The following is a 25,468-nucleotide window of genomic DNA, read 5'->3' as shown; positions in this document are numbered from 1 at the left end:
CCATATCGAGATGATTTCTATCATGTCCTCCGCTGCATCTTTCCGCACAGAAAACGACCTGCTTGGCGCCCTCGAAGTACCGGCTCAAGCGTATTACGGCATCCAGACCCTGCGAGCGGTGAACAACTTCCGTCTCTCCGGCGTTCCGATTTCGCATTACCCGAAACTGGTTGTCGGCCTGGCAATGGTCAAACAGGCCGCTGCTGACGCCAACCGCGAGTTGGGTCACCTGAGCGAAGCCAAGCACGCTGCCATCAGCGAAGCCTGTGCCCGATTGATCCGCGGTGATTTCCACGAAGAATTCGTGGTCGACATGATTCAAGGTGGCGCCGGTACTTCCACCAACATGAACGCCAACGAAGTGATCGCCAACATTGCGCTCGAAGCAATGGGTCACCAGAAAGGCGAGTACCAGTACCTGCACCCGAACGACGACGTCAACATGGCGCAGTCGACCAACGACGCTTACCCAACAGCGATCCGTCTGGGTCTGCTACTCGGTCACGACACCCTGCTGGCCAGCCTCGACAGCCTGATTCAGGCGTTCGCGGCCAAGGGCAAAGAATTCGATCACGTCCTGAAAATGGGCCGTACCCAACTGCAAGACGCCGTGCCGATGACCCTCGGCCAGGAATTCCGTGCCTTCGCCACCACCATGGGCGAGGACCTGGCCCGTCTGAAGACGCTGGCCCCGGAACTGCTGACTGAAGTGAACCTGGGCGGCACCGCGATCGGTACCGGCATCAACGCCGACCCGCGTTATCAAGCGCTGGCGGTACAGCGTCTGGCCCTGATCAGCGGTCAACCGCTGGTTCCGGCGGCCGACCTGATCGAAGCGACTTCCGACATGGGCGCCTTCGTGCTGTTCTCCGGCATGCTCAAGCGCACCGCGGTGAAGCTGTCGAAGATCTGCAACGACCTGCGCCTGCTGTCCAGCGGCCCACGCACCGGCATCAACGAAATCAACCTGCCAGCGCGTCAGCCAGGCAGCTCGATCATGCCCGGCAAGGTCAACCCGGTGATTCCGGAAGCTGTGAACCAGGTTGCATTCCAGGTCATCGGTAACGATCTGGCGCTGACCATGGCAGCCGAAGGCGGCCAACTGCAGTTGAACGTGATGGAGCCGCTGATCGCTTTCAAGATCTTCGACTCGATCCGCCTGCTGCAACGGGCCATGGACATGCTGCGTGAGCACTGCATCGTCGGCATCACCGCCAACGAAGCGCGCTGCCGCGAACTGGTCGAACACTCGATCGGTCTGGTCACCGCACTGAACCCGTACATCGGCTACAAAAACGCCACCCGTATCGCCGGCCTCGCCCTTGAAAGCGGCCGCGGCGTGCTGGAACTGGTGCGCGAAGAAGGTCTGCTCGACGAAGCCATGCTCGCCGACATCCTGCGCCCGGAAAACATGATTGCTCCACGTCTGGTTCCGCTGAAAGGCTGAACCGACGCGTTACTTGCAGCACCGCTCACCAGGTCGAGGGACTAGACACCTCTCACCTTTTGAGGGCTTGGGGATTTAGTCCCCAAGCCCTTTTTTTTAACTTTCTGACCCTGAGACCCGTATGTCTGGGGACTGAACAATGTGGGAGCGAGCCTGCTCGCGAAGACGGCGGCACATTCAAAAACGATGTGTCTGCAATGCCGCTTTCGCGAGCAGGCTCGCTCCCACACAGAGCAGTTCCTGCACAAGCCCGGCGCCGGTAACGCCGGGTGTTTCAAAGCCTCGTTTCGTCGCTTGCACCACTACCGTGCAGACGGGCGCGTCACTGATCGGTATAGTGCCGCCCCTCTTCGCGTGAGCGGTCGTCGGTAACGAGGCCATAACCCATGCGAAACCCGAACTAATAACAAACCCGCGAAATGGAACCGGACGAAACCTTCGCCTCACCCGTCGTGCCGCGCGCACACCGGTGTAACACGATGTTTCTTCCATCCAGTATTTGCTTACACAATAAACAGCGAGGAAAAATCCATGCTCGAAGTCATTAACGACTTCCTCTCAGGGAAAGTACTGATCGTGCTCATTGTCGGGCTCGGTAGCTACTTCACGATTCGCTCGCGTTTCGTTCAATTGCGTCACTTCTTCCACATGTTCGCGGTGTTCCGCGACAGCCTCAAGGGCAGCGCCGGGCAACTCAGCTCGTTCCAGGCCCTGATGCTCAGCCTTGCCGGCCGTGTCGGTGCAGGCAACATCGCCGGTGTCGGCATTGCTGTGACCCTGGGTGGTCCAGGTGCGGTGTTCTGGATGTGGGTAACCGCACTGGTCGGCATGTCCAGCAGCTTCTTTGAATGTACCCTGGCCCAAGTCTACAAGCGCGCCGATGGCGACGGCTTGTACCGTGGCGGCCCGGCCTACTACATCCAGCACGGCCTTAAGCTCAAAGGTATGGCTGTGGTGTTCTCGGTCCTGCTGCTGGTCACCTACGGCTTCGCCTTCATTGGCCTGCAGTCCTACACCGTGACCCACTCGCTGCAGAACGCCTTTGAATTCAACCCACAACACACCGGTATCGTCCTAGCAGTGCTGCTAGCCATCACCTTCCTCGGCGGCATCAAGCGCATCGCCTCGGTGTCCGACCTGCTGGTGCCGATCAAGACCCTGGCCTATATCGGCGTGACCCTGTACGTGATCGGTACTCAGATCGAACACGTGCCAGCCATGCTGGAAACCATCTTCAAGAGCGCCTTCGGCCTCGACCCGGCCTTTGGCGGCCTGCTCGGCAGCGCCATCGTCATGGGCGTGAAGCGTGGCGTGTTCGCCAACGAAGCGGGCCTCGGCAGTGCGCCGAACGTCGCCGCCGTGGCCGCCGTGAAGCACCCGGGCGCTCAGGGCGTGGTTCAGGCTTTCAGCGTGTTCCTCGACACTTTCGTGATCTGCACCTGCACCGCGCTGCTGATCCTGCTGTCGGGCTTCTACACCCCGGGCTTCGAAGGTGACGGCATCGTCCTGACCCAGAACTCGCTGGCCGCTGTGGTCGGTGACTGGGGTCGCATGTTCGTCAGCGTCGCGCTGTCACTGTTCGTCTTCACCTGCATCCTCTACAACTACTACCTGGGCGAAAACAGCCTGCAGTTCCTCACCCGCAACCGCGCCGCGCTGATGATTTTCCGCGGCCTGGTGCTGGCGCTGGTGGTCTGGGGTTCGATGCAGGACCTGTCGACCGTGTTCGCCTTCGCCGACATCACCATGACCTGCCTGGCCTTCGTCAACCTGGTGGCCCTGGCCATGCTGTTCAAGGTCGGCATGCGTGTGATGCGCGACTACGACGGGCAGCGCCGCGCCGGCGTCAAGCAGCCAGTGTTCGACTCGAGCAAATTTGCCGATCTGGACCTCGACCTGAAAGCCTGGCCGACCAATCCGTCTGTCGCTGCCGGCAAGACCGAAGCCGAGCCGCAAGGCGTACCTGCAGCGCAACGCTGACAGGTGAATGACGGGCGCATCCCCTGCGCCCGTCAGTTATTGTGGTGCAATAACTTGTAGGAGCGAGCCTGCTCGCGGTAGCGGTCTTTCAACCAACATCAATGTTGAATGATGAACCGCCATCGCGAGCAGGCTCACTCCTACAAGGACCTCATCCTTTCGGAGAATCCCCATGAATTCGTCGACCTACCCCGCCGCCCAGCACGTCATGGTGCTCTACACCGGTGGCACCATCGGTATGCAGGCCAGCGCCAATGGCCTGGCCCCGGCGTCCGGTTTCGAAGCGCGGATGCGCGACTACCTGCACAGCCAGCCTGAACTCGTCGTGCCGCAGTGGCAGTTCCGGGAAATGTCGCCTCTGATCGACAGCGCCAACATGACCCCGGCCTACTGGCAGCAACTGCGTGAAGCGGTGGTCGATGCCGTGGATGTGCAGGGTTGCGACAGCGTGCTGATCCTGCACGGCACCGACACGCTGGCCTATAGCGCGGCGGCGATGAGTTTCCAGTTGCTCGGCCTGCATGCGCGGGTTTGCTTCACCGGTTCGATGCTGCCGGCCGGTGTTACCGACAGCGATGCCTGGGAAAACCTCGGCGGCGCACTGGTTGCCCTCGGCCAAGGTCTGGCGCCGGGCGTGCATCTGTACTTCCACGGCGAACTGCTGGCGCCGACCCGTTGCGCGAAAGTGCGCAGTTTTGGCCGTCATCCGTTCAAGCGTCTGGAGCGTCAGGGCGGCGGTGTCAAAGCTCCTTCGATTCCAGTGTCGTTGAACTACAACCAGCCGAAGCAACTGGCCAAGGTTGCGGTGTTGCCACTGTTCCCGGGCATCAGCGCTGAAGTGCTCGACGGCCTCCTCGACAGCGGCATTCAAGGTCTGGTGCTGGAGTGCTACGGCAGCGGTACAGGGCCGAGCGACAACCCTGAGTTTCTGGCAAGCCTTGGCCGTGCGCGGGACAACGGCGTAGTCGTGGTTGCTGTGACGCAATGCCATGAGGGTGGCGTTGAGCTGGATGTTTACGAGGCTGGCAGCCGACTGCGCGGCGTTGGCGTGCTGTCCGGCGGAGGCATGACTCGCGAGGCGGCATTCGGCAAGTTGCACGGGTTGCTCGGTGCGGGGCTGGAAACCGCGGAAGTGCGTCGGCTGATCGAACTGGATTTGTGTGGTGAGTTGCTCTGAGTATGGCTCTGGATCGGCCCTCACCCTAGCCCTCTCCCGGAGGGAGAGGGGACTGACCTTAGTGTCTCGCGCTTTACGCCGACCTGAAAAAAACAGTCGATTATGGATTCGGCAGCGTTTTTTCAGGTCGGCGGATCTGGCCAATCTCCCCCAATCGGCCCCCTCTCCCTTTGGGAGAGGGCTGGGGTGAGGGGCTGCTGCGGCATGCAACTTGCTGTATTCCAGCCACCTCAAGGCTGGAAGATCCCATGCTCCACTCCCACCTCACCACCCTCAACGCCGTCTCGCTGATCCTCAACACCTTCAAAGCCGAAGGCCTGTCGAGCGAGGCGCTGCTGGCTGGAAGCGGCATCAGTGCGGCGGATCTCAGCCGGGCCGACACGCGCATCACCACCAATCAGGAGATGCAGGTCTGCGCCAACGCGGTAGCGCTCAAGCATGACATTGGTTTGGAGCTGGGCCGGCGCATGCATGTTTCTTGCTACGGCATCCTCGGGTACGCACTGCTCACCTGTGCCACCTTCGGTGACGCTCTACGCCTGGCGATCCGGTATCCGGCGCTGTTGGGAACACTTTTCGAACTGAGCCTGGAAGACGATGGCGAGCGCGTCTGGTTCGTCGCTGCCGATTATCGCGAGAGCCCGGCGATGGCGGTGTTCAATGCCGAGTTCTGCCTGGTGTCGCTGAAGGTCATTTGCGATGACCTGCTCGGGCATCCACTGCCCTTGCTCGCCACGCGCTTCGAACACGCCGCGCCGGACTATCGCGACAGCTATGCCGAGCACTTCGACAGCCCGTTGCACTTCGCTGCGAAGGACAACGCCTTCGCCTTCGACCGTCACTGGCTCGATCAACCGCTGCCGCTGGCCGATGCCATCACCCATCAAGCCATGGCCGAGCGATGCCGCAAGCAGAACCTTGAGTTCACCGGGCGTCAGGCGTGGCTGGGGCGGATTCGGCAGCTGCTCAGCGCGCAATTGAACGCCGCGCCAGGGCTGGAGGGTTTGGCACAACAGATGAAGTGCTCGCCGCGCACCCTGCGCCGCCATCTCAAGGACATGGGCAGCAGCTATCAGGAACTGCTCGACGAACTGCGCTTCGAGCGAGCCAAGCAGATGTTGTGTGAGGATCAATTGCCGATCTATCGCATTGCCGAAACTCTTGGCTTCAGTGAAACTGCCAGCTTCCGCCATGCGTTTGTACGCTGGAGCGGCGTGGCGCCGAGTCAGTTCCGCCCACATTGACTGCTGACCTGCTCGCGAAAGCGCCAGATCAATCACATCCATGGTGCCTGACACGCCCTCTTCGCGAGCAGGCTCGCTGCCACAGGAGATTTGTCGGTTTATTCCCCGAACACTCGATAAGGGGCGAATTGCGGTCAGTATTTTTGGCCACATCCATCCCCTTTTGGCCTTTCCTGCCGTTTTCCGATTCGTCTTGTCCCGCAACACTGAGAGCAACCGAATCAGCCCTGCGGAGAACAACAAATGCTGACGATCTACTCGGACGATCACCACCTGCACCATGGCCGCTGCGAACTCATCGATGGCCAGCTCAAACCGTGCTTCGAGATGCCGTCGCGCGCCGACCATGTGCTGCAACGCGTGAAAAACCAGAACCTCGGCCCGGTCGAGGCACCGAAGGATTTCGGTCTGCAGCCGATCGCCCGTATCCACAGCCAAGACTATCTCGACTTTTTCAAAGGCGCGTGGGCGCGCTGGACTGAATTCAACACCGACGGCGACTTGCTGCCATACACTTGGCCGGCGCGCACCCTGCGGGCAATCAAACCGACCAGCCTGCACGGCCAGCTCGGCTATTACAGCTTCGACGGCGGTGCACCGATCACCGCCGGCACCTGGCAAGCGGCCTACAGCGCGGCGCAAGTTGCCCTGACCGCACAAGCGCACATCCAGCGTGGCGCGCGCAGTGCCTTCGCCCTGTGCCGTCCGCCGGGACACCACGCCGCCAGCGATTTGATGGGCGGTTATTGCTACCTCAACAATGCCGCCATCGCCGCCCAGGCGTTCCTCGATCAGGGCCACAAGAAGGTCGCGATCCTTGACGTCGACTATCACCACGGCAATGGCACCCAGTCGATTTTCTACGAGCGCAGCGACGTGCTGTTCACCTCGATCCACGGTCATCCGGAAGCGGAGTTCCCGTTCTTTCTCGGCTACGACGACGAGCGTGGCGAAGGCGCCGGTGAAGGTTTCAACTTCAATTATCCGCTGCCCGCCGGTTCCGGTTGGGACGTGTGGAGTGCAGCACTGGATCAGGCCTGCGACGAGATCGATCGCTACGGCGCCGACGTGATTGTCGTGTCGCTCGGCGTCGACACGTTCAAGGACGATCCGATCTCGCAGTTCAAACTCGACAGTCCGGATTATCTGGCGATGGGCAAGCGTATTGCCGCCCTCGGCAAACCGACGCTGTTCGTCATGGAAGGTGGCTACGCCGTGGAAGAAATCGGCATCAATGCGGTGAACGTGCTCGAAGGGTTCGAGCAATAAACCAACTCAATCCGGATCAACAAAACCCGACCCGCTCAGGCGGGTCTTTTTTTGCCTGCAATATTTATCTACCGCACGGGCCCTGCCGGCCGCCTCTACCTTGCCTGAAACCGCCGCCCTTTCCGCGCGCGTCTATCAGAGCAGGAGTTGCCCATGCCCGAAATCCCCTCACCCAGTGCCGTCGATGTCGTGACCCAACTGGTGACCGGCCCCTCGTTGCGAGAAGTCGCCTCGAAAGCGTTGCGACCGGCACTCAAGACGTTGTACCCGGACATCGATATCGATCCACGGCTGGCCATGGTGGTGAGACCGACCTGGGTCATTCAGGATAATGAGGTCGTCCCCGGACGCCACTTGATTGAATCGCTGACTGACACACTGGTGCGCCTGAGCTTCTCCGGCACTGCCGTGACGTACCTCGACGGCGAGCATTACCTGACCTTGCAACCCGATCAGCCCGCCGCCATCCAGTTGGCGGTGAAAATCAGCGCCGTCGGTAAACTGCTCAATGAACTGGCACCTTTGCTGTTCATTGCCTACAAGGAACAGCAAGTCGAGTATTGGGACGAATTCACCTACCCGGGACAACCGCGCTGGCAGCAATTGTCGCAAGCCTTGCGCAACCTCTGGAGCGTCGAGGCCAATCCCGACTGGAATACCAACCAGCGCGCCATGGTCGAGGCGGTTTACCGGCACCCGGACAAACACCAGCGCCTGCCAAACGGCAACTACCAGGTACGCGCCTGCCTGATCGATCTGGACCGCACCAACGGTGACGAACAAGAGCATCTGACGCTCCTCGATACGGCTGTGCTGATCGGTACCGACGGCAAAAGCACCTGGATCATGACGCACTCGGTGATTCAGGGTTTCGAGAGTTTCGAATCACTGGATGAACTCGGCAAAGCCTTGCCCCGTCGCTATTGGAAAGGAGCCTCCGGTGCCGGACTGAAATGGCGACTGTTCGAACCGCAGGGTAACTTCTTCGACTATCAGGCGTGTACCTTGATTGCGCTTGAGGCCGAAGCCCTCGGTGAAATCAGTTTCTTTCAGGATTCGAACGCCAACCCGCTCTACCCGCATGCCGGGACTGTCGGCGACCCTCGAGAACCGACACCACGCCTCAAACCTCATATCGAGCGCTTGCGTCCGATGCTGCCCGCCTGGCTCGACAGTGCCGCGCCTGCCGATCAAACCCGCTACAGCCGGCATCTGCTGGATCTGACCATGATCCAGCATACGAACAAGGGAACATCATTCCAGAGCGAAGTCATCAGCCTGCAAGCCTTTACCTGTGCGGCACTGAAACAACAGATGCTCAAGGATCATCCGAACGCCACCGAGGTGAAGATCGACGACATCGAAATCAGCATCACCAGCCTGGTGGTCTGGGGCACGTTCGTACTGCCGGGCAACACTCAGACCCAAACGCTGTCGCTGATTGAACTTGCCCTGCAGAACCTCGCGGGACGACCAAAGGGCAATAAAACCGTACGCTACAAGGATGACAGCGAGTTGCCTGACTGGATGACCGCGAGCTACCTGGAACAACTGGTGAGCACCGTTGATATCGGCCAGACCTACATCGCACACCTGCAAAACCTGTTGATCGACGACAGCGAGCAAGCGCTGAGGCTACAAGGCCTCTACACCAGCCAGTTGCCCATCGAACTGCCACTGTTGGCGTTGCAACACAAAATACAAGGCAAGGCCGGTATCACTGATCAGGGCTACCGCTATGTGGCTGCCGCACTGGCTGGCAGCGGCGATGAACGTCATGTTGATCGCGAGGAAATCGTCATTCGTCCGTTGGCGTTCATCGCCCATCGCAGCACTTCACGAGCAGACACCGTCAACAACATGTTCGTCATCGGCCCACGCGACGTCGACAAGGGCCCCTGCGTGCTTTACCGGCCGCTGTTCGAAATGGCGCTGATGCAGTTCCCCTCTCACGCCAACCTGCTGTACGAAATCCAGCATTCGCAACATCTGCGCGAGTCGGTACTGGCCTGGTTGCCGGACGATGTGCGCTTCAGCTACAGCCAGTTCGTCTTCACCGCCCGACTGCCTTCGGTCTGGACGATCCCGCAATCGCTGGTGAACCCCTTTACCGCCCTCGACATGTCCGGCCCCGTTACCCTGGCGACTGCGACGATTGAATACGATGTGCTGGCGACGCTGCACAACAGCAACGTCCAGGCGCTGATGACCCAGGCCGATCGCCAGTCGGTCTCCGATGCAGAAGCGCGCTGGGCCACGCTGAAACACGGCGGCTGGATGCTGTTCAACGCGGCATTGCCGTTCCTCGGGGACAGCGTCGGCACAGCGGCGTGGATCTGGCAGATCATGGACGACCTGCAAGAGATCAGCGACGGCGCCAATGAGCAATCCGGCAAGATCGCCTGGACAGCTATCACCGACATTCTTCTGGCATTGGGCATGGTGCTCGCCCATCGCGCAGCGGTCGGTGACAAGCCGCAAAACCAATCGGTCACTCTGGAGGAGCCCACCAAGGCCATCACCACTCCCCCCGTCATCAGCAAAGCATTACGGCTGCCGGATATCTCCGGCAGCGAACTGCCCGGCGCTCATGAAATATCGATCAACCCTTTTGCCGCACTGAAGCGATCGCCCGTCGCGCTGACCACGTTGCTCGACAGTTTTCAGATTGCCAAACCCAGGGGCATCGGCGATGCCGCCAGCGAGGGCACGCACAGACACCTGCATGCTCGCCAGAAACAATGGTTCGCACCCGTCGGCAAACGCTGGTTCGAAGTCACGCTCAATGAACACGTGGATGTTCAGATCATCGACTCACGCCAACCCACGCGGCGTCTCGGCCCCTTGCTGAGCCGTACCGCCAACGGTCAATGGGTGGTCGATCTGCGCTTGCGTTTGCGCGGCGGCGGACTCGATGCAGCGCTTGAGAAATCTCAGGACTTCAGTAAAAAAACCGCGAAACAGCTGAGCATCACCATCAAGGCTTTCGACAAGACGATGAAAGACAAAGGCACTCAGCGTGACGCCGACCACGAGGCGTTCACCAACGCGCCAACGCAAGACCGTGCGCAAGCGCGTCAGCGGTATCTGGAGACCCTCGACTCACAGCTCAAGGAATACGGTACAAGCATCGAACAGATCAAAGCGCTGAATAACAAGCAACCCATTCCCAACTACCGGGAAGCCATGATTGAGCGCCTGGAAATGCAGTTGTTTCTCGGGCAGGAATGGCTCCAACTGCATGCCACGGAGTTCCAGGCGAGCCTGAAGACGATGCAGACAATGCTTGCCGATGAAAGCCGTTTCGCCGTACAGGCGTTTGTTCAGACGTTCGAAACAATGACCGATCAGACCCAGGCCATCATTGAAAAAATAGAGTCGGCGCGGACCCGCTTTGACGAGCTGCTGCTGCTGGGAAGTGATGCGGTCAAGGTGCTTCACACCTATCGCGAGGTGCTGCCCAAATATGATCTGAATGACCTCAAACTGTTACAGATCAGTCTCGGCCAGGAGATCTGCATCAAGGCCGGTGACTCGACCACGAGCGCCAACGCCCATCAGGCCTTGTCCACGCTCATCGAAGACGCTGCGTTGAACATCCAGAGCGCGTTGAATCTGACCGTCGATGAAAGCCTCGACAACCTGCGTGAACGCAGGGATGCCTTGAGCAATGTTGCCGAACAATTTACCTCGATCGATCAACGCTTTGGCGATCTGCTGATCGACTACCCCGATCAGATCAACACCGAACGACTGCTGCATGTGCGCAGTCGGGTCAACGCGTTCAAGGCTCGCACAGATGTAAAACTGGCCGACTTGCTGCGCTACAGACACTTGCTGGAACCGGCAGCGGGTCCCTCCAGGCAAACCTCGGCACGCCAGATCTTCAAAACCAAATCCAGGCGCACGCTGGTCGGCGAGCGCAAACAAAGTCTCGAAGGCCAGGACACCGATCAAGTGGAAGTGCGCACCCCGCTGACGGGCGTCATCGCCACGTTTGAGCAAGAATCACCCGGTGTCTGGGTCGAGCAGCGCAAAGCCACAACGAAGCCGCCCAAGATCAGCCCTGATCTCAACAACAGCACCCTTGAAGGCCAGGCCCTGCTCGACGGTCTGGCCGCGTTCCATCGACGTATCGAAGCCCAACTCAAACGAGGACCACGGATTCCTGTCGAAATCGAGGAGCAATACCACAACCATGCCGCCGCTTTGCGAGAAGCCAACGCGGCAATCGACGAAGCACTGACCGGCAGCAATCTGACTGCTGACCTGAAAAAGCCGACCGAAGCGCTCGGCCACAGGCTTGACGCGGCCGCTCGAACCCTTGAAGAAAAAGGCACCAGCACCCGTATCAGGATGGTCAAGCAACAACTGCCGACCGCCGCCGGGATTCAGTGGTTGAAGGACAAGGGGGAAGTGACAATTTCACAAACCGTGACTCGGCATCGGCTCAAAGGTCAGGCCAGGGATTTTCTCGACGAATATGAAATTCGCGACGCCCACACCCACAAGGCGTTGTGTTACGCCCATTTCCATTACAGCAGCGCACAAGCGCCCGTCGCCCCGTTCCCCATTGGCCACATGAAAACCGTGGCGCAACGGCATATGAGGGGGGCCTATGAGCCGCGTTTTCTGAGTAATCAGGCGCTGATCGAAGTCCATCGCAGCGGTATTTCCGACAAGTCTGCGCGAGCGCTGTTTCTCACACCTGCCACACCTGTCGCAACCGAGTCAGCGCCGCTTTGATTGCCGGTTCAGGGACTGCAGCAAAACCCAGTACCAGCCCGGCACGCTGGTCCAGAAGCGTCGTGGAATCGGGCAGCCAGTAGCTGCTCAAGCCGTTGATCTCCACGTCGACGCGGGCGGCTTGCTCAATGAGTTGCTGCTCGCGCTCGATGCTGTCGACCGCCACGGTCAAGTGCAGTCCGGCCGAGACAGCGGGTAAGTCGCCCACGCCGGCAATGGCGCTCGGCCAGCCGTCGAGCAAGGTATTGCGACGGCTCAGGGCGGCGCGGCGCATGCGTCGGATATGTCGCTGAAAATGCCCGGCGGCCATGAATTCGGCCATTACCGCTTGAGTACTGACCTCGGAATGGCGGACATCGACGGCCCGGCGTTGCGAGAATGCATCGACCAGCGCCGGTGGCAGCACCAGATAACCAAGGCGCAATGCCGGAAACGCGACTTTTCCGAAGGTGCCGACATACAGCACTCGCCCCTGTCGATCGAGGGCCGCCAAAGGCGCCAGCGGCGCACCGGTGTAGCGGTATTCGCCATCGTAATCGTCCTCGACGATCCAGCCTTGGCTACGCTCGGCCCAGGCGAGCAGTTCGAGACGTCGCGCCAGGCTCATCACCACGCCAGTCGGGTACTGATGAGAGGGTGTCACATACGCCACCCGACAATTCTCGGTGGCCGACAACGCCGAGCAATCCATGCCCTCTTCGTCCACGGCAATACCGTGCAAACGAGCACCCGCCACGGCGAACGCATGACCGGCCGCGCGGTAGCCCGGATTTTCGATTGCCACAGCGTCGCCCGGCGCCACCAGCAACTGTGCACAAAGGCTAATGCCTTGCTGCGCGCCGCTGGTGATCACAATTTGCTCAGGTGAACACTGCATGCCGCGCGAACTGCGCAAATAGGCAGCGATCATTGCACGCAGACGCGCATCGCCGGACGGATCGCCGTAACACAGCTGCTCCAGATCCGGTTTACGCCAGAAAGCCGCGTTCAGCTTGGCCCACACCTCGAACGGGAACAGATCAAACGCCGGAACACCCACCCGAAATGCTCGTGGCGGACCACTCGGTGGCCGGGCCAAATGGTTCTTTTCGATGCGCGAAAAACTATCACTGTGGATAACTTTACTGGATGGAATCACAGGTAAATCCAGCCAATTTGTGGATAAGGCTGTGGGTAAGCCTGTTGAAAACCCTGTGGATACTTTTGTGGATAATTTTTTCGCAGGGCTCGCTACCGGCATCAATTGTGCGACGTAGGTGCCATCGCCTACCCGCCCTTCGATAAAGCCTTCGGCATACAGTTGATCGTAGGCGCGCACCACGCTGTTGCGGGAAATCCCCAACGCCGCCGCCAGATCGCGACTGGCCGGCAACCGCGTGCCGCTCGCCAGCCGTCCATCCAATACCCGCAGGCGCAACGCCTGATAGAGCTGACGACTCAAACCCTGGCGACGATCAAGCTCGATACCGGCGGGGTTGAATGGCATGGACATCGTTGGCGAATCGGACATGACAATGGACCTATGAAATTGGTCATCAATGGCTCTTACAACAGACCAATAGCCTGCCTACGATGCAGGCATTCGCCAAGGAAAATCTGTCCATGTACACGCCACGCGCCTTTGCCATCGAAGACCTGTCCCAACTGCACGAACTGATTCTCGCCACCCGCCTCGCCATTCTGGTGACTCACGGCGAAAACGGCCTGCAAGCCAGCCATGTGCCGGTGCTGCTGCATTGCGAACAAGGCGAGTACGGCACGCTCTACGGGCACCTGGCCCGCGCCAACCCGCAATGGAAAGACCTGCGCGACGGCGCGCAAGCCATGCTGATCTTCGCCGGCGCCGATGCCTACGTCAGCCCGGGCTTTTACCCGAGCAAGGCCGAGCACGGCAAAGTCGTGCCGACCTGGAACTACATCGCCGTGCACGCCTATGGCCACGCCGAAACCTTCAGCGATGGTGGGCGTTTGCTCGACATCGTCAGCACCCTCACCGACCGCCATGAAGCCGGCCGCGCACAACCGTGGTCAGTTGCCGATGCGCCGGCCGATTACATCGACGGCATGCTCAAGGCGATTGTCGGTTTCGCCATTCCCATCGACCGTCTCGAAGGCAAGCGCAAACTCAGCCAGAACCGCAGCGCCGAAGACATTGCCGGCGTGCGCGAAGGCCTCGCTGCCAGCCCGGAAATCAATGATCAAACCCTCGCCCGATTGATGCGCTAAGGAAATTCCCATGAGTCAGATCGACATTCGCCAGGTCAGCGCCGACGACCACGCTGTGTGGCTACCGCTGTGGCAGGCTTACTTGCGTTTCTACAACACTGAATTGCCGGAAGCGGTGACGCACAGCACCTGGCAGCGTTTCCTCGACCCGAGCGAACCGACCCACGCGGCATTGGCCTGGGCCGACGGCAAGGCGGTGGGCATGGTGCATTACATCTATCACCGCTCGAACTGGAGCATCGAAAACTCCTGCTACCTGCAGGATCTGCTGGTAGTGCCGGAAACCCGTGGCAGCGGTGTCGGCCGCCAATTGATCGAACACGTTTACGCCACGGCCAAGGCTGACGGTTGCGGCAAAGTGCACTGGCTGACCCACGAAACCAACGCCACCGCGATCCAGCTCTACGAGCGCATCGCCGAGCGCCCGGGCTTCATCCAGTTTCGCAAAGCCATTTAAGGAGACGCGTACATGACCGCATCACTCGCTGACTGGAAAGGCGTCCCCGCCCCCACCGCCACATTGCTTGAAGGCCGTTTCATTCGCCTGGAAAGACTCGACCCGGCGCGCCACGGCGACGAGCTGTTCGCCGCCCTCGAAGGCCCCGGCGCCGACCCGAAACTCTGGGATTACTTGCCCTACGGCCCGTTCCCGGAACGCAGCGTTTTCGACGCTTGGCTGAACAACCATGCGGCCGCCAGCGACCCGTATTTCTTCGCTGTCATAGACCGCGCGACCAATCAGGTGCAAGGCATCCTCAGCCTGATGTCGATTGTCCCGGCCCAGGGTCGCATCGAAATCGGCCACGTCACCTTCGGCGCGCCAATGCAGCGCTCGCCGAGAAGCACCGAAGCGGTGTACCTGCTGGCCAAACACTCCTTCGACCTCGGCTACCGCCGCCTGGAATGGAAATGCAACAACGGCAACGCCCGCTCCAAGTACGCTGCCGAGCGTTTGGGTTTCAGCTTCGAAGGCGTGTTCCGTCAGCACATGGTGGTCAAGGGCCAGAACCGCGACACTGCGTGGTACTCGATTCTGGATGGCGAGTGGCCGGCGATTGCGGCAGGATTCGAGCGGTGGCTGTCGGATGAAAATCAGACGCCCGACGGGCAGGTGAAAGGCTTGGTCGAATGCCGATCGTGATTACCTGAAAAGCAAAAGATCGCAGCCTGCGGCAGCTCCTACACGGGATTGACGTTCATCCTGTAGGAAATGCCGCAGGCTGCGATCTTTTGATCTATTTTCAGCCTAGCTTTTGCGCCAGCACCGCAATGTGTTCCGGTCCGATCCCGCAGCACCCGCCCAAATGGCTCGCACCGCGCTGCTGCCAGTCAATCGCCCAGTGCAAGTAACCCGGCGGATCCAGATCCTCGCGCAACGGGTCGAGCCCGTCATTGGCCGTGGCTTCTTTTGGCTGCGGCGGAAACGCATTGGCGTAAGCACCAATGTTTATCTTCACCCCCAGACGCTCGAAGGTTGCACGCGCCGCATCAATCGCGCCACCGATCACTTCCGGCTGACTGCAATTGAACAGCAACGTCTCGACGCCCAACTCAGCCGCCACCGCAGCCGCTTCGGCGACCGGCTCACCAGAGCGCAGGCGCGGCACTTCATCGGTGTCTTCGTCCTTCAAGGTGAACGACAACCAGAACGGTTTGCCATCCTTCGGCAACCCGGCGTGAATGGCTCGCGCCTCGATGATCGAACTCTGGGTTTCCGCCAGCCACAGATCAACGTGCGGTGCCAGGCCATTGACCAAGGGCGCCAGCAACTCGGTCACTCGGTCGGCGTTGAACAGATCCGGACGATAGGAGCCAAACAGCGGCGGCAATGAGCCAGCCACTCGCACGGATTTCCCGGAGGCCTGCACCGCACGTCGCGCCAGCTCACCGGCCAACGCGGCCAGCGCCTGCCCTTCAGCGGCGAAGCGCTCTTCGCCAATATGGAACGGCACCACGGCATAACTGTTGGTGGTAATCACATTGGCGCCACTGGCGATATAAGCGGCATGCACCCCCTCAACCGCTTGCGGCGCCTCGCTCAACGCCAGCGCCGACCACTCCGGCTGACGAAATGGCGCCCCGGCGCGCTGCAACTCACGGCCCATGCCGCCATCGAGAATAATCGTGCTGCCTGCGCCCATATGCTTTTCACTCATATGCTTATGAAAATAACTCACTATCAGAGTCGTTCTTATAACTATTTAATACGCACCATTCCGTTAAAAACAACCTCTTTTTTACCCAGGGATCGACTGTGAAATTTAAACCGCTACTGGCCCTGGGCCTGACGATTCTGGCCGCTTCCACTCAAGCCTTTGCTGGCGCCACGCTGGATCGTATCGAGCAGAAAAAAGAACTGGTCGGTGTGCTGATGGAAAGCTATCCACCGTTCTCGTTTCTCAATGACCAGAATCAACTTGATGGCTTCGACGTTGATGTCGCCAAAGCCGTGGCTGACAAGTTAGGCGTCAAGCTGCGACTGGAAACGCCGTCGTGGGACGTCATTGCCGCCGGCCGCTGGAGCGGGCGCTACGATATCTGCATCTGCTCGATGACGCCGAGCAAGGCCCGCGCCGAAGTGTTCGATTTCCCGGTGGAGTATTACGCCTCGCCCGCAGTGATCGTAGTCAACGCCAAGGATGAGCGGATTCACGATGCCAAGGATTTGAGTGGTAAAAAAGTCGGCCTCACCAGCGCGTCCAGTTACGAAAGCTATCTGAACAAGAACCTGGTTATCGAAGGTGCCGAAGACAAGCAGTTGCAGTACCCGTTCGAAGACGTGCAGATCGCGCCGTACGATACCGACAACGTCGCCTTCCAGGATTTGGGCCTGGGCGCCGGCGTGCGCTTGGATGCGATCCTCACCAACCTCGTCACCGCGCAGCCACGTCTGAACCAGGACAAACGCTTCAAACTGGCCGGCACGCCGCTGTATGCGGAGCCGAACTCGGTGGCCATCGAGAAGGGTGACGCGCAATGGGACGCCAAGGTGCGTGAAGTCTTCGCGCAACTGAAGCAGGACGGCACCCTGAGCAAGCTGTCGCAAAAATGGATCGGCGCTGATATCAGCCAATGACTTCTTTCCCGACACCGCCACAGCAACCGCAACCGGTGGCTGAATCACGCCTGCAACGGATGTTCGGGTTTCGTACGCGGCTGTACCTGACCTGGGCAACGCTGTTCTGCCTGTTCGCCGGGTTCTTCCTGAGCTTCGACCTGAAGTTCTCGATCATCCTCGACAAACTGCCCAATCTGGTCGGCCTGCACCTGGCGCCCAACGGTTTCTTGCAGGGTGCAGCGCTGACGCTTTTCCTCTGTGTGTGCTCGATTGTCGCCTCGTCCCTGCTGGGCTTCATCACGGCATTGGCACGCCTGTCGAAAAGCGCGGTGGCGTTCGGCATCGCCAGTTTTTACACCTCGTTCTTTCGCGGCACGCCACTGCTTATCCAGATCTTGCTGATCTATTTGGGCTTGCCGCAACTGGGCATCGTGCCCGGCGCCATCGTCGCGGGCATCATTGCCCTTTCACTGAACTACGGCGCCTATCTCAGCGAAATCTTTCGTGCCGGCATCCTCGGTGTCGACCACGGCCAACGCGAAGCATCGCTGGCACTGGGTATGCGCGAGACAGTGATTTTCTGGCGCATCACCCTGCCGCAAGCCATGCGCACGATCATCCCGCCCACCACCAACCAGTTCATCTCGATGCTCAAGGACTCGTCGCTGATCTCGGTGATGGGCGTCTGGGAAGTGATGTTTCTCGCCCAGTCATACGGGCGCTCAAGCTACCGCTACATCGAAATGCTGACGACGGCGGCGATCATTTACTGGCTGATGTCGATTGGCCTGGAGTTGATTCAGGCACGCATGGAGCGGCATTACGGCAAGGCTTACGTGCGGCGCGATCAGTGACTCATCACCTCAAAGACATCATTCTGTAAAAACCCTTCGCTATACAGGACGGCCCGCTTATAACAAGAAGGCCGTCCACTTATGCCGTTCCCGCCCCAGCGTCTGTCCCTCGCCATTGCCCTGTTGATCACCGCCACCACCGCCCACGGCAAAACCGTGCAGATCGACACCGCCACCACGGCAGCACAAACGCTGGGTGGCAGCGACACTTTGACGATTTCCGCACCCGGCAGCATCATCAACAGTGGCAAAACGGTAAGCCTGAAGGACAGCACCAGCGGCGTAGGTGTAGTGATCGATAACGCGGGCAAAATCATTTCCACGGGGGGCCGCGCGATCGACAGCAGCGGCGACCTGAGCAAGGCACGCAACTACACCATCTACAACCGCAGCGGTGGGCAGATTCTCGGCGCCAACGATGCGTTGCGCATCGACAGCAATTTCGTCAGCGGCAGTCTGTTGATCGACAACAGCGGCGTGATTCGCTCCACCACCGGCCAGGGTCTGGACCTCGATGCGCTGCGCAGTGCCGGCGTGAAGACCACCATCATCAACCGCGCTGGCGGGCTGATTCGCGGAGATGCCAGCGACGGCATGAAGACCGGCGCCAACGCGACCATTACCAACTACGGCGAGATTTCCACCGGCGATTCGCACAATGCCGACGAGAAGTTCGACGGCATCGATATCGATTCCGCAAGCGGCGTCAACGTGACCAACTACGGAGTGATTTCCGGCGGCCGGCATGGCATCACCACCGACCTTGGCGCGACGCTGATCAACTACGGGCAGATCACCGGCCGCAATGGTTCCGGCTTCGGTTCCGATGGCGATGGCACCGTGATCAACCACGGCACCATTACTGGCGCTTACTCAGGCTTGCAAGCGAACGGTGACGGCGATGGCGTGGACATCGACAAGATCGCCCACATCGAAAACTACGGGACCATTCAAGGCGTCGGTGCGGGTGGTGTCGACAAGGGCGGTTTCGCTAACGGCAGCGAAGGTATTGCCCTCGGTGGTGGCTACATTCTCAACGCCAGCAACGCTTTGATCAGCGGTGCCGACAGCGCCATTCTGGTCGACGATGGCAGTGGCGGCTCGGGACTGGCGGCGACCACGCTGGAGAACTTCGGCACCATCCAAGGCCTCAATGGTTTTGGTGTGAAATTCGTCGGCGAGTTCGCCGACAGCGTCATCAACGGCGGCACAATCAGTGGCAGCAATGGCCTGGCGCTGGATCTGGGTGGCGGCAACGACAGCCTGACCTTGCGCCACGGCAGTCGCTTTGTCGGCGTGGTGGATGGCGGCAGCGGTTACGACCGAGTGGTGATGGATGACGCGGCCGGTGGCAGCTTCGGCGCCAGTCGCAACTTCGAATGGCTGGAGGTCGAACAAGGTGCGTGGACGCTCACCGGCAGCGGCGATTTCAGCGACGGCGGCGCGGTGCGCAACGGTGCCACACTGGTCAACCAGGGCAGCATCGCCGGCAACCTGACCGTGGATGCCGGCGGTGTGTATGCCGGTGGCGGTTCGGTGGGCAGCCTGACTGTCAACGGCACATTGCGCACCGACACCCGCCTCGGTCGCGCAACCATCGTTCGCGATTTGAACATGGCCAGCACAGCCACCCTCGCTTACGGCGTCAACGCCGACGGCAGCAGCGCGCCGGTACAGATCGGCGGCATCGCCAATCTCAACGGCGCAACCCTCGCGGTGAATCCCGGCAGCGGCACGTATCCATGGCAGAGCCACTACACCGTGCTGCAAGCGGCACAGGTCAACGGCACTTTCGGCAAAGTCACCAGCGACTACGCATTCTTGACGCCGACCCTCGCCTACACGCCTACCCAGGTTGACCTGACCTACACCCGCAATGACGTGGCGTTCAATGAATTCGCCAAGACAGGCAACGGCAGCAACGCCGCCAACAGCCTCGCCTCGATCGGCAAAAACGGCGCGCTGTACAACGCCGTGCTCAATACCAGCCAAAGCAGCGCTGGCGCGGCGATCGAGCAGTTGGCCGGCGCCAGCAACGCCAACCTGACCAGCGCCACCCTCGGCGCCAGCAGTCAGGTCGGCAGCAGCATGCTCTCGGCGATGCAGCAAATGGGCGGCAGCCCGGGGCTGCTGGTCGGTCTCGATCAGCGTGACACCCCCGTGCTGGCGGCCAATCGCGTGCCGTCCGAAGCACGCAATCTGAATGACCCGAATGCGCGCGGCCGCCTCTGGCTGCAAGGCATTGGCGGTTACGGCAAGCTCGATGGCGAACACGGCAGCAGCGGCCTGGAGCAACGCACCAAGGGCAGCGTGTTGGGTGCCGACTGGTCACTTAATTCAGCGTGGCGTCTGGGCGTACTGGGCGGCTATTCGAAAACCGATCTGGATGCGACCGGCGTCGACGGCAACGTCGAGAGCTGGCACGCCGGCGTCTACGCGCTGCATCAAAACGGCCCGATCGCCGTGCGTCTCGGCGCGGCGTACAGCGGTCATCAGGGTGAAAGCAAACGCACCATCGCCTTCGATGGTTTCAGCGACCGCCCGAAAGGCGATTACGACGCCGACAGCCAGCAAGCCTTCGCCGAAGTCGGCTACGCCATGGGCAGTGGCCACCTCAGCGCCGAGCCGTTCGCCAGCCTCGGTTATCAGCGCTACCACCGCGACAGCTACCAGGAAAAAGGTGGCGCCGCCGCGCTGCAAGTCGACAGCCAGACCCAAGACAACTTCAGCAGCACCTTCGGCCTGCGCCTGGCGCACTTGAGCAGCCTGGACAACGGCATGAGCGTGACCCCACGCATGGCTGCTGGCTGGAAACACACTTATGGCGATGTCGGCAGCTCGACGCGTCAGGCGTTTGTGACTGGCGGCACGGCGTTCAGTGTCGATGGCAGCTCGCTGGATCGTGACAGCCTGGTGCTGGAGGCCGGGCTGGATGTGGGGATTTCCGCGCGGCATACCCTGGGTGTGGGATACAGCGGCGAGATCGGCAGCAACAGCCGCAATCACGGCTTGATCGGGCAGTGGCAGATGAGTTTTTGAGGATTGAACAGCCGGCGGGGTCTTGAATGGTTGTAGGAAAAGGGAACGCTGCAACCGAGTAAAAATCCTGGTTGCGGATCTCTCGGACATTTTCTACAAAATGATCCGATGTCGCCTGCAAGCCTACGGGAAGCAGCCGACATCGGATTTTTTGGGGCATCAATAGAGTTGGGTCTCCCGTTAAAAGAGGCTGGACTCAATGCCCGTTCAACACATTTTCAAACCAAAACACTTGGCTTTGGCCATTTCGCTGGCGCTGGCTTGCGTAGAGCTTGCCATCGCTCAGGAACCCTCTGAAGTCGCCGATTCACCAGCAGTAATGAATGCGCCGGAACCGTCCAAAACCAACCCTAAACAAATGGCTTTCGAACGGCTTCAGGGGTTTCTCAATGACCCAGGTACGGTGCCTATCGCTTTTAACACCCCTGAAGAAAGCTTTGCAGGTACCGCTGTAAACGATCTGATCAGGCTCACGGACGGCGCAAGTTTTACCGGCCTGCTGGATGGTGGCGCGGGGGATAACGTCCTGCTCCTGGATGCGGCTGCAGGCGGTGAGCTGAAAGACACACGTAATTTCAACGGCCTGCTCCTCAACCGGGGCGACTGGACGCTGAGCTCCAAGGGAGACTTCAAGGAAGGCGTGCTGGTAAACAGCGGTACCGCTTTGACCAACCTGGGGAGCATCAAGGGCGACGTCTATGTCGAGAGCGGTGGCAGCTTTGCCGGTAAAGGTGTTGTGGGAAGCCTGGAGGTCGCCGGCCTGCTCACCGTCAATGGGGTACTCGGCAGCCCGCGCGTGAAAGGCGACTTGCGCTTGTCCCCGACCGCCGAACTGGCTTATGAGGTCACGCCCAGTGGCAGTCAAACGATCAAGGTCGATGGCACTGCCAGGCTGGAAGGCGCCACCCTGAAAGTCGTTGCGGCTCCGGGAGAATATCCGCAAAGCAGACAGTACAAAATCCTCGAAGCCGCCAAGGTAGAAGGCGAGTTCGGTACGGTCATTAACGACCTCGCCTTCATGACAGCCACACCTCAATACAACAAAAAGTCCGTCGGGCTGACTTACGCCCGTAACGGTGAGCCGCTTTCGAACGCTGCCACGACAGACAACGCTCGTGCCGCTGCCGAGGGCATTGTCGATCCAACAGCACCTGCGCCATCAGCGACACCAACGCCATTGACGGCTTCTGCACCAGCTCCAATTTCTGTTCCTGTTCCTGTTCCTGTTTCGACTTCAGCACCGACTCCCATTTCAGAGTCTGCCCCTTCGCCAATGTCGGACGAACCTCTTACTGCGCAAGTTGACGAGTCCGCCGAACAGCCCGCACCTGCGCCAATAAAACCTGCAAACGCAGCAGTCGCCGCGCTTGTGACCAGCGACAAAACCACCGCTCCGGTCGCCCTCGAACAACTCGCCGCAGGCAGCAATGCCAACCTCGCCAAAGCCACGCTGAGCAGTATCACTCCGGTGAGCGCGAGCATGCTTTCAGCCATGCAGCAACTGAATAGCCGTTACGGTTCGGCCTACGGTTCCGGCAACTCGCCGCGTCAGGCCGCCGGCGGTGCCGATTCCGGGCGGGTGTGGATTCAGGCGCTCGGCCATGGCGGCAAGGTCGACCGCGAGTTCGACAGTACCCTCAAACACGCGACCCAAGGTCTGGTCATGGGCGCCGACTGGCGGCTCGATGAGCAATGGCATATCGGCCTGATCGGCGGTAAATCGCAGACCAGACTGGACGCTCGGCAATACGATGGCGACCTCGACAGTTGGCACCTCGGTGCCTACGCCGTGCGTCAGGACGGACCGTTCTCACTGCGTCTCGGGGCGACCTATGCCAGCCATGACGGCGACAGCAAACGTCGCGTGGCCTTCAACGGCTTCAGCGATCGCCTCAAGGGCAACTATGACGCCAACACTCAGCAAGCCTTTGCCGAACTGGCGGTCAATGTTGGCCGGCACAACGCGACGCTCGAACCGTTCGCCAGCGTCGGTTATCAGCGCTACCAGCGCGACAGCTACAGCGAAAAAGGCGGAGATGCGGCACTGAAAGTCTTTGGGCAAACCCGCGACAACCTCAGCAGCACCTTCGGTCTGCGCACGGCAAAAATCAATCGGCTGGATAACGGCATGACGCTGACGCCGCGCTTCAGTGCCGGCTGGAAACACACCTTTGGCGAGATTGAAAGCGACACCCGCCAGCAACTGGTCAAGGGTGGCAAGCGCTTTGAGGTTGCCGGTGCCGCGCTGGATCGAAACAGTCTGTCGGTGGATGCCGGCCTCGATCTGGGGCTGTCAGCCAATCACTCTGTCGGCGTTGGTCTCACCGGTGAAATGGCCACTGACAGCCGCACTCACGGTGTGATGGGCCAATGGCGCATGGCGTTCTGACGGACTGAACATCGTCACTGTGGGAGCGAGCCTGCTCGCGAATGCGATCTGTCAGTTGAATAAATATCGACTGACACTCCTCTTCGCGAGCAGGCTCCCACATAAGCCTCATGTGATGCAGACAAATTCCGCATAAAAAAAGGGGAGCACATGCCCCCCCGAGGTTTAAAGCGTTGGATCGCGGCCGTTATCTCAGCCTTCGATCTCGATCAGAATTTCACCCGGATTGACCCGATCACCCTTGGCCACATGAATCGCGGTGACCTTGCCGGCAATCGCTGCCTGGACTTCGGTTTCCATCTTCATCGCTTCAGTGATCAGCACAGCCTGGCCGGCCTTGACGGTATCGCCCTCCTTGACCAGCACATCGACGATGTTGCCTGGCATGGTGGTGCTGACGTGACCCGGGGCCGAGGCTTGCTTGCGCTTGCTGCTGCCACCGCCAACGAACTCGTTGAGCGGTTCGAACACCACTTCTTCCGGCATGCCGTCGATGGACAGGTAGAAGTGACGCTTGCCTTCAGCCTTGACGCCGACACCAGTGATGTCGACGCGATAGGTTTCGCCGTGAACGTCGATGACGAACTCAGTCGGCACGCCTTCGCCGCCCGCCTTGGTCACACCGCCCGCTTCCGGAATCGGCAGCAGCACTTCCGGCGTGAGGGTGCCGGCGGCACGCTCTTCGAGGAACTTGCGGCCGATGTCCGGGAACATCGCAAAGGTCAGCACGTCTTCTTCGGACTTGGCCAGTGCGCCGATGTCGGCACGCAGCTTGGTCATTTCCGGCTTGAGCAGATCGGCCGGACGCACATCGATGACTTCTTCGCTGCCGATGGCCTGACGACGCAGTTTTTCGTTGACCACGCCCGGCGCCTTGCCGTAGCCGCCCTGCAGGTAGAGCTTCACTTCGTTGGTGATGGTCTTGTAGCGCTCGCCGGCCAGCACGTTGAAAAACGCCTGGGTGCCGACGATCTGCGAGGTCGGGGTCACCAGCGGCGGAAAGCCGAGGTCTTCACGCACACGCGGGATCTCCGCCAGCACTTCGGCCATACGGTTGAGGGCGCCCTGCTCTTTCAACTGGTTGGCGAGGTTGGAGATCATCCCGCCCGGCACCTGGTTGACTTGCACGCGGGTGTCGACTGCAGTGAATTCGCTTTCGAACTGGTGGTACTTCTTGCGCACGGCGTAGAAGTACAGGCCAATCTCTTGCAGCAGCTCGAGGTTCAGACCGGTGTCGTACTCAGTACCCTTGAGTGCGGCGACCATCGATTCGGTGCCCGGGTGGCTGGTGCCCGAAGCGAAGCTGGAGATCGCGGTGTCGATATGGTCGGCGCCGTTTTCGATGGCCTTGAGCTGGCACATGGTCGCCAGACCCGCCGTGTCGTGCGAGTGGATGAACACCGGCAGCGATTGCTCAGCTTTCAACGCGCGAACCAGTTCGCCAGTGGCGTACGGGGTCAGCAGACCGGCCATGTCCTTGATCGCCACCGAGTCGCAGCCCATGGCTTCCATCTGCTTGGCTTGCGCCACGAACGCATCAATGGTGTGCACCGGGCTGGTGGTGTAAGCGATAGTGCCCTGGGCATGTTTGCCGGCAGCTTTCACCGCTTCGATGGCCACGCGCAGGTTACGCACGTCGTTCATCGCGTCGAAGATACGGAACACGTCGATGCCATTGACCGCAGCCTTGGCAACGAAGGCTTTGACCACGTCGTCGCTGTAGTGACGATAGCCGAGCAGGTTCTGCCCGCGCAGGAGCATTTGCAGGCGGGTGTTAGGCAGCGCCGCGCGCAGTTGGCGCAGACGCTCCCACGGATCTTCTTTCAGAAAGCGAACACAGGCGTCGAACGTCGCGCCGCCCCAGCATTCCAGCGACCAGTAGCCGACTTTGTCGAGCTTGTCGCAGATTGGCAGCATGTCTTCGGTGCGCATGCGGGTGGCGAGCAGCGATTGGTGAGCGTCGCGCAGGATGGTGTCGGTAACGAAGATCTTCTTAGTCATTGGTATCTCCTCATAGCGGCAAGCTTCAAGCTACGAGC

General features: G+C 60.3%; 16 protein-coding genes. 13 read left to right on the top strand and 3 right to left on the bottom strand.

Annotated features, from left to right (window positions below; all coding sequences use genetic code 11):
- Positions 1-22: 22 nt before the first annotated feature.
- The 6 genes from aspA to KBP52_RS18885 all read left to right on the top strand — a co-directional run bounded on the left by aspA (position 23) and on the right by KBP52_RS18885 (position 11,863).
- Positions 23-1,447: an aspartate ammonia-lyase gene (gene aspA / locus KBP52_RS18910; RefSeq protein WP_064389610.1), complete on the top strand. Its 1,425-nt coding sequence runs from the start codon at positions 23-25 to the stop codon at positions 1,445-1,447.
- A gap of 531 nt (positions 1,448-1,978) precedes the next feature.
- Positions 1,979-3,427, top strand: coding sequence for an alanine/glycine:cation symporter family protein (locus KBP52_RS18905; protein WP_123593489.1), 1,449 nt, complete (start codon positions 1,979-1,981; stop codon positions 3,425-3,427).
- Between the two features lie 172 nt (positions 3,428-3,599).
- Complete coding sequence (locus KBP52_RS18900; protein ID WP_212620758.1) at positions 3,600-4,604, top strand: asparaginase; 1,005 nt, start codon at positions 3,600-3,602, stop codon at positions 4,602-4,604.
- 248 nt (positions 4,605-4,852) lie between these two features.
- Entirely contained in the window at positions 4,853-5,848 is a 996-nt protein-coding gene (locus tag KBP52_RS18895) for an AraC family transcriptional regulator (protein WP_212620757.1), read from the top strand.
- A 243-nt stretch (positions 5,849-6,091) separates the two neighbouring features.
- A complete protein-coding gene (locus KBP52_RS18890) occupies positions 6,092-7,117 on the top strand; it encodes a histone deacetylase family protein (RefSeq protein WP_212620756.1) in 1,026 nt (341 codons plus the stop codon).
- Between the two features lie 153 nt (positions 7,118-7,270).
- Complete coding sequence (locus tag KBP52_RS18885) at positions 7,271-11,863, top strand: DUF6543 domain-containing protein (protein ID WP_212620755.1); 4,593 nt, start codon at positions 7,271-7,273, stop codon at positions 11,861-11,863.
- Here KBP52_RS18885 and KBP52_RS18880 read toward each other — a convergent pair.
- On the bottom strand, positions 11,820-13,373 hold the full coding sequence (locus tag KBP52_RS18880) for a PLP-dependent aminotransferase family protein (RefSeq protein ID WP_212620754.1): 1,554 nt from the start codon (positions 13,371-13,373) through the stop codon (positions 11,820-11,822). The two genes, KBP52_RS18885 and KBP52_RS18880, sit on opposite strands and share 44 nt — an antisense overlap.
- A gap of 92 nt (positions 13,374-13,465) precedes the next feature.
- Between KBP52_RS18880 and KBP52_RS18875 the strand changes: the two genes are divergently transcribed.
- The 3 genes from KBP52_RS18875 to KBP52_RS18865 are packed head-to-tail and all read left to right on the top strand — an operon-like array spanning position 13,466 to position 15,230.
- Positions 13,466-14,089: an FMN-binding negative transcriptional regulator gene (locus KBP52_RS18875; RefSeq protein WP_212620753.1), complete on the top strand. Its 624-nt coding sequence runs from the start codon at positions 13,466-13,468 to the stop codon at positions 14,087-14,089.
- Between the two features lie 10 nt (positions 14,090-14,099).
- The gene (locus KBP52_RS18870) at positions 14,100-14,546 is read left to right on the top strand and encodes a GNAT family N-acetyltransferase (protein WP_116028564.1); all 447 of its coding nucleotides are present in this window, start codon (positions 14,100-14,102) and stop codon (positions 14,544-14,546) included.
- Positions 14,547-14,558: 12 nt separating this feature from the next.
- Positions 14,559-15,230 (top strand): GNAT family protein, encoded by a 672-nt coding sequence (locus tag KBP52_RS18865; RefSeq protein ID WP_077575103.1) that lies wholly within the window; start codon positions 14,559-14,561, stop codon positions 15,228-15,230.
- A 100-nt stretch (positions 15,231-15,330) separates the two neighbouring features.
- On the opposite strand, the gene KBP52_RS18860 is transcribed toward KBP52_RS18865, so the two are convergent.
- A complete protein-coding gene (locus tag KBP52_RS18860; RefSeq protein WP_212620752.1) occupies positions 15,331-16,230 on the bottom strand; it encodes a homocysteine S-methyltransferase family protein in 900 nt (299 codons plus the stop codon).
- Positions 16,231-16,343: 113 nt separating this feature from the next.
- Between KBP52_RS18860 and KBP52_RS18855 the strand changes: the two genes are divergently transcribed.
- The 4 genes from KBP52_RS18855 (at position 16,344) to KBP52_RS18840 (ending at position 23,429) form a co-directional block, all read left to right on the top strand.
- A complete protein-coding gene (locus KBP52_RS18855) occupies positions 16,344-17,165 on the top strand; it encodes an ABC transporter substrate-binding protein (RefSeq protein ID WP_212620751.1) in 822 nt (273 codons plus the stop codon).
- Positions 17,162-18,001, top strand: a complete 840-nt coding sequence (locus KBP52_RS18850; RefSeq protein WP_212620750.1) for an amino acid ABC transporter permease — start codon at positions 17,162-17,164, stop codon at positions 17,999-18,001. The genes KBP52_RS18855 and KBP52_RS18850 overlap by 4 nt, the downstream gene beginning before the upstream one ends.
- Positions 18,002-18,082: 81 nt before the next feature.
- Positions 18,083-21,040: an autotransporter outer membrane beta-barrel domain-containing protein gene (locus KBP52_RS18845; protein WP_212620749.1), complete on the top strand. Its 2,958-nt coding sequence runs from the start codon at positions 18,083-18,085 to the stop codon at positions 21,038-21,040.
- A gap of 199 nt (positions 21,041-21,239) precedes the next feature.
- Positions 21,240-23,429, top strand: a complete 2,190-nt coding sequence (locus KBP52_RS18840) for an autotransporter outer membrane beta-barrel domain-containing protein (protein ID WP_212620748.1) — start codon at positions 21,240-21,242, stop codon at positions 23,427-23,429.
- Between the two features lie 192 nt (positions 23,430-23,621).
- Here KBP52_RS18840 and oadA read toward each other — a convergent pair whose 3' ends face one another.
- The gene (gene oadA, locus KBP52_RS18835) at positions 23,622-25,430 is read right to left on the bottom strand and encodes a sodium-extruding oxaloacetate decarboxylase subunit alpha (RefSeq protein WP_077575109.1); all 1,809 of its coding nucleotides are present in this window, start codon (positions 25,428-25,430) and stop codon (positions 23,622-23,624) included.
- Positions 25,431-25,468: the final 38 nt, after the last annotated feature.

The sequence above is a fragment of the Pseudomonas sp. SCA2728.1_7 genome (genome assembly GCF_018138145.1).
Taxonomy (GTDB): Bacteria; Pseudomonadota; Gammaproteobacteria; order Pseudomonadales; family Pseudomonadaceae; genus Aquipseudomonas; species Aquipseudomonas koreensis_A.
This window is presented reverse-complemented; position numbering and strand designations above follow the sequence as displayed.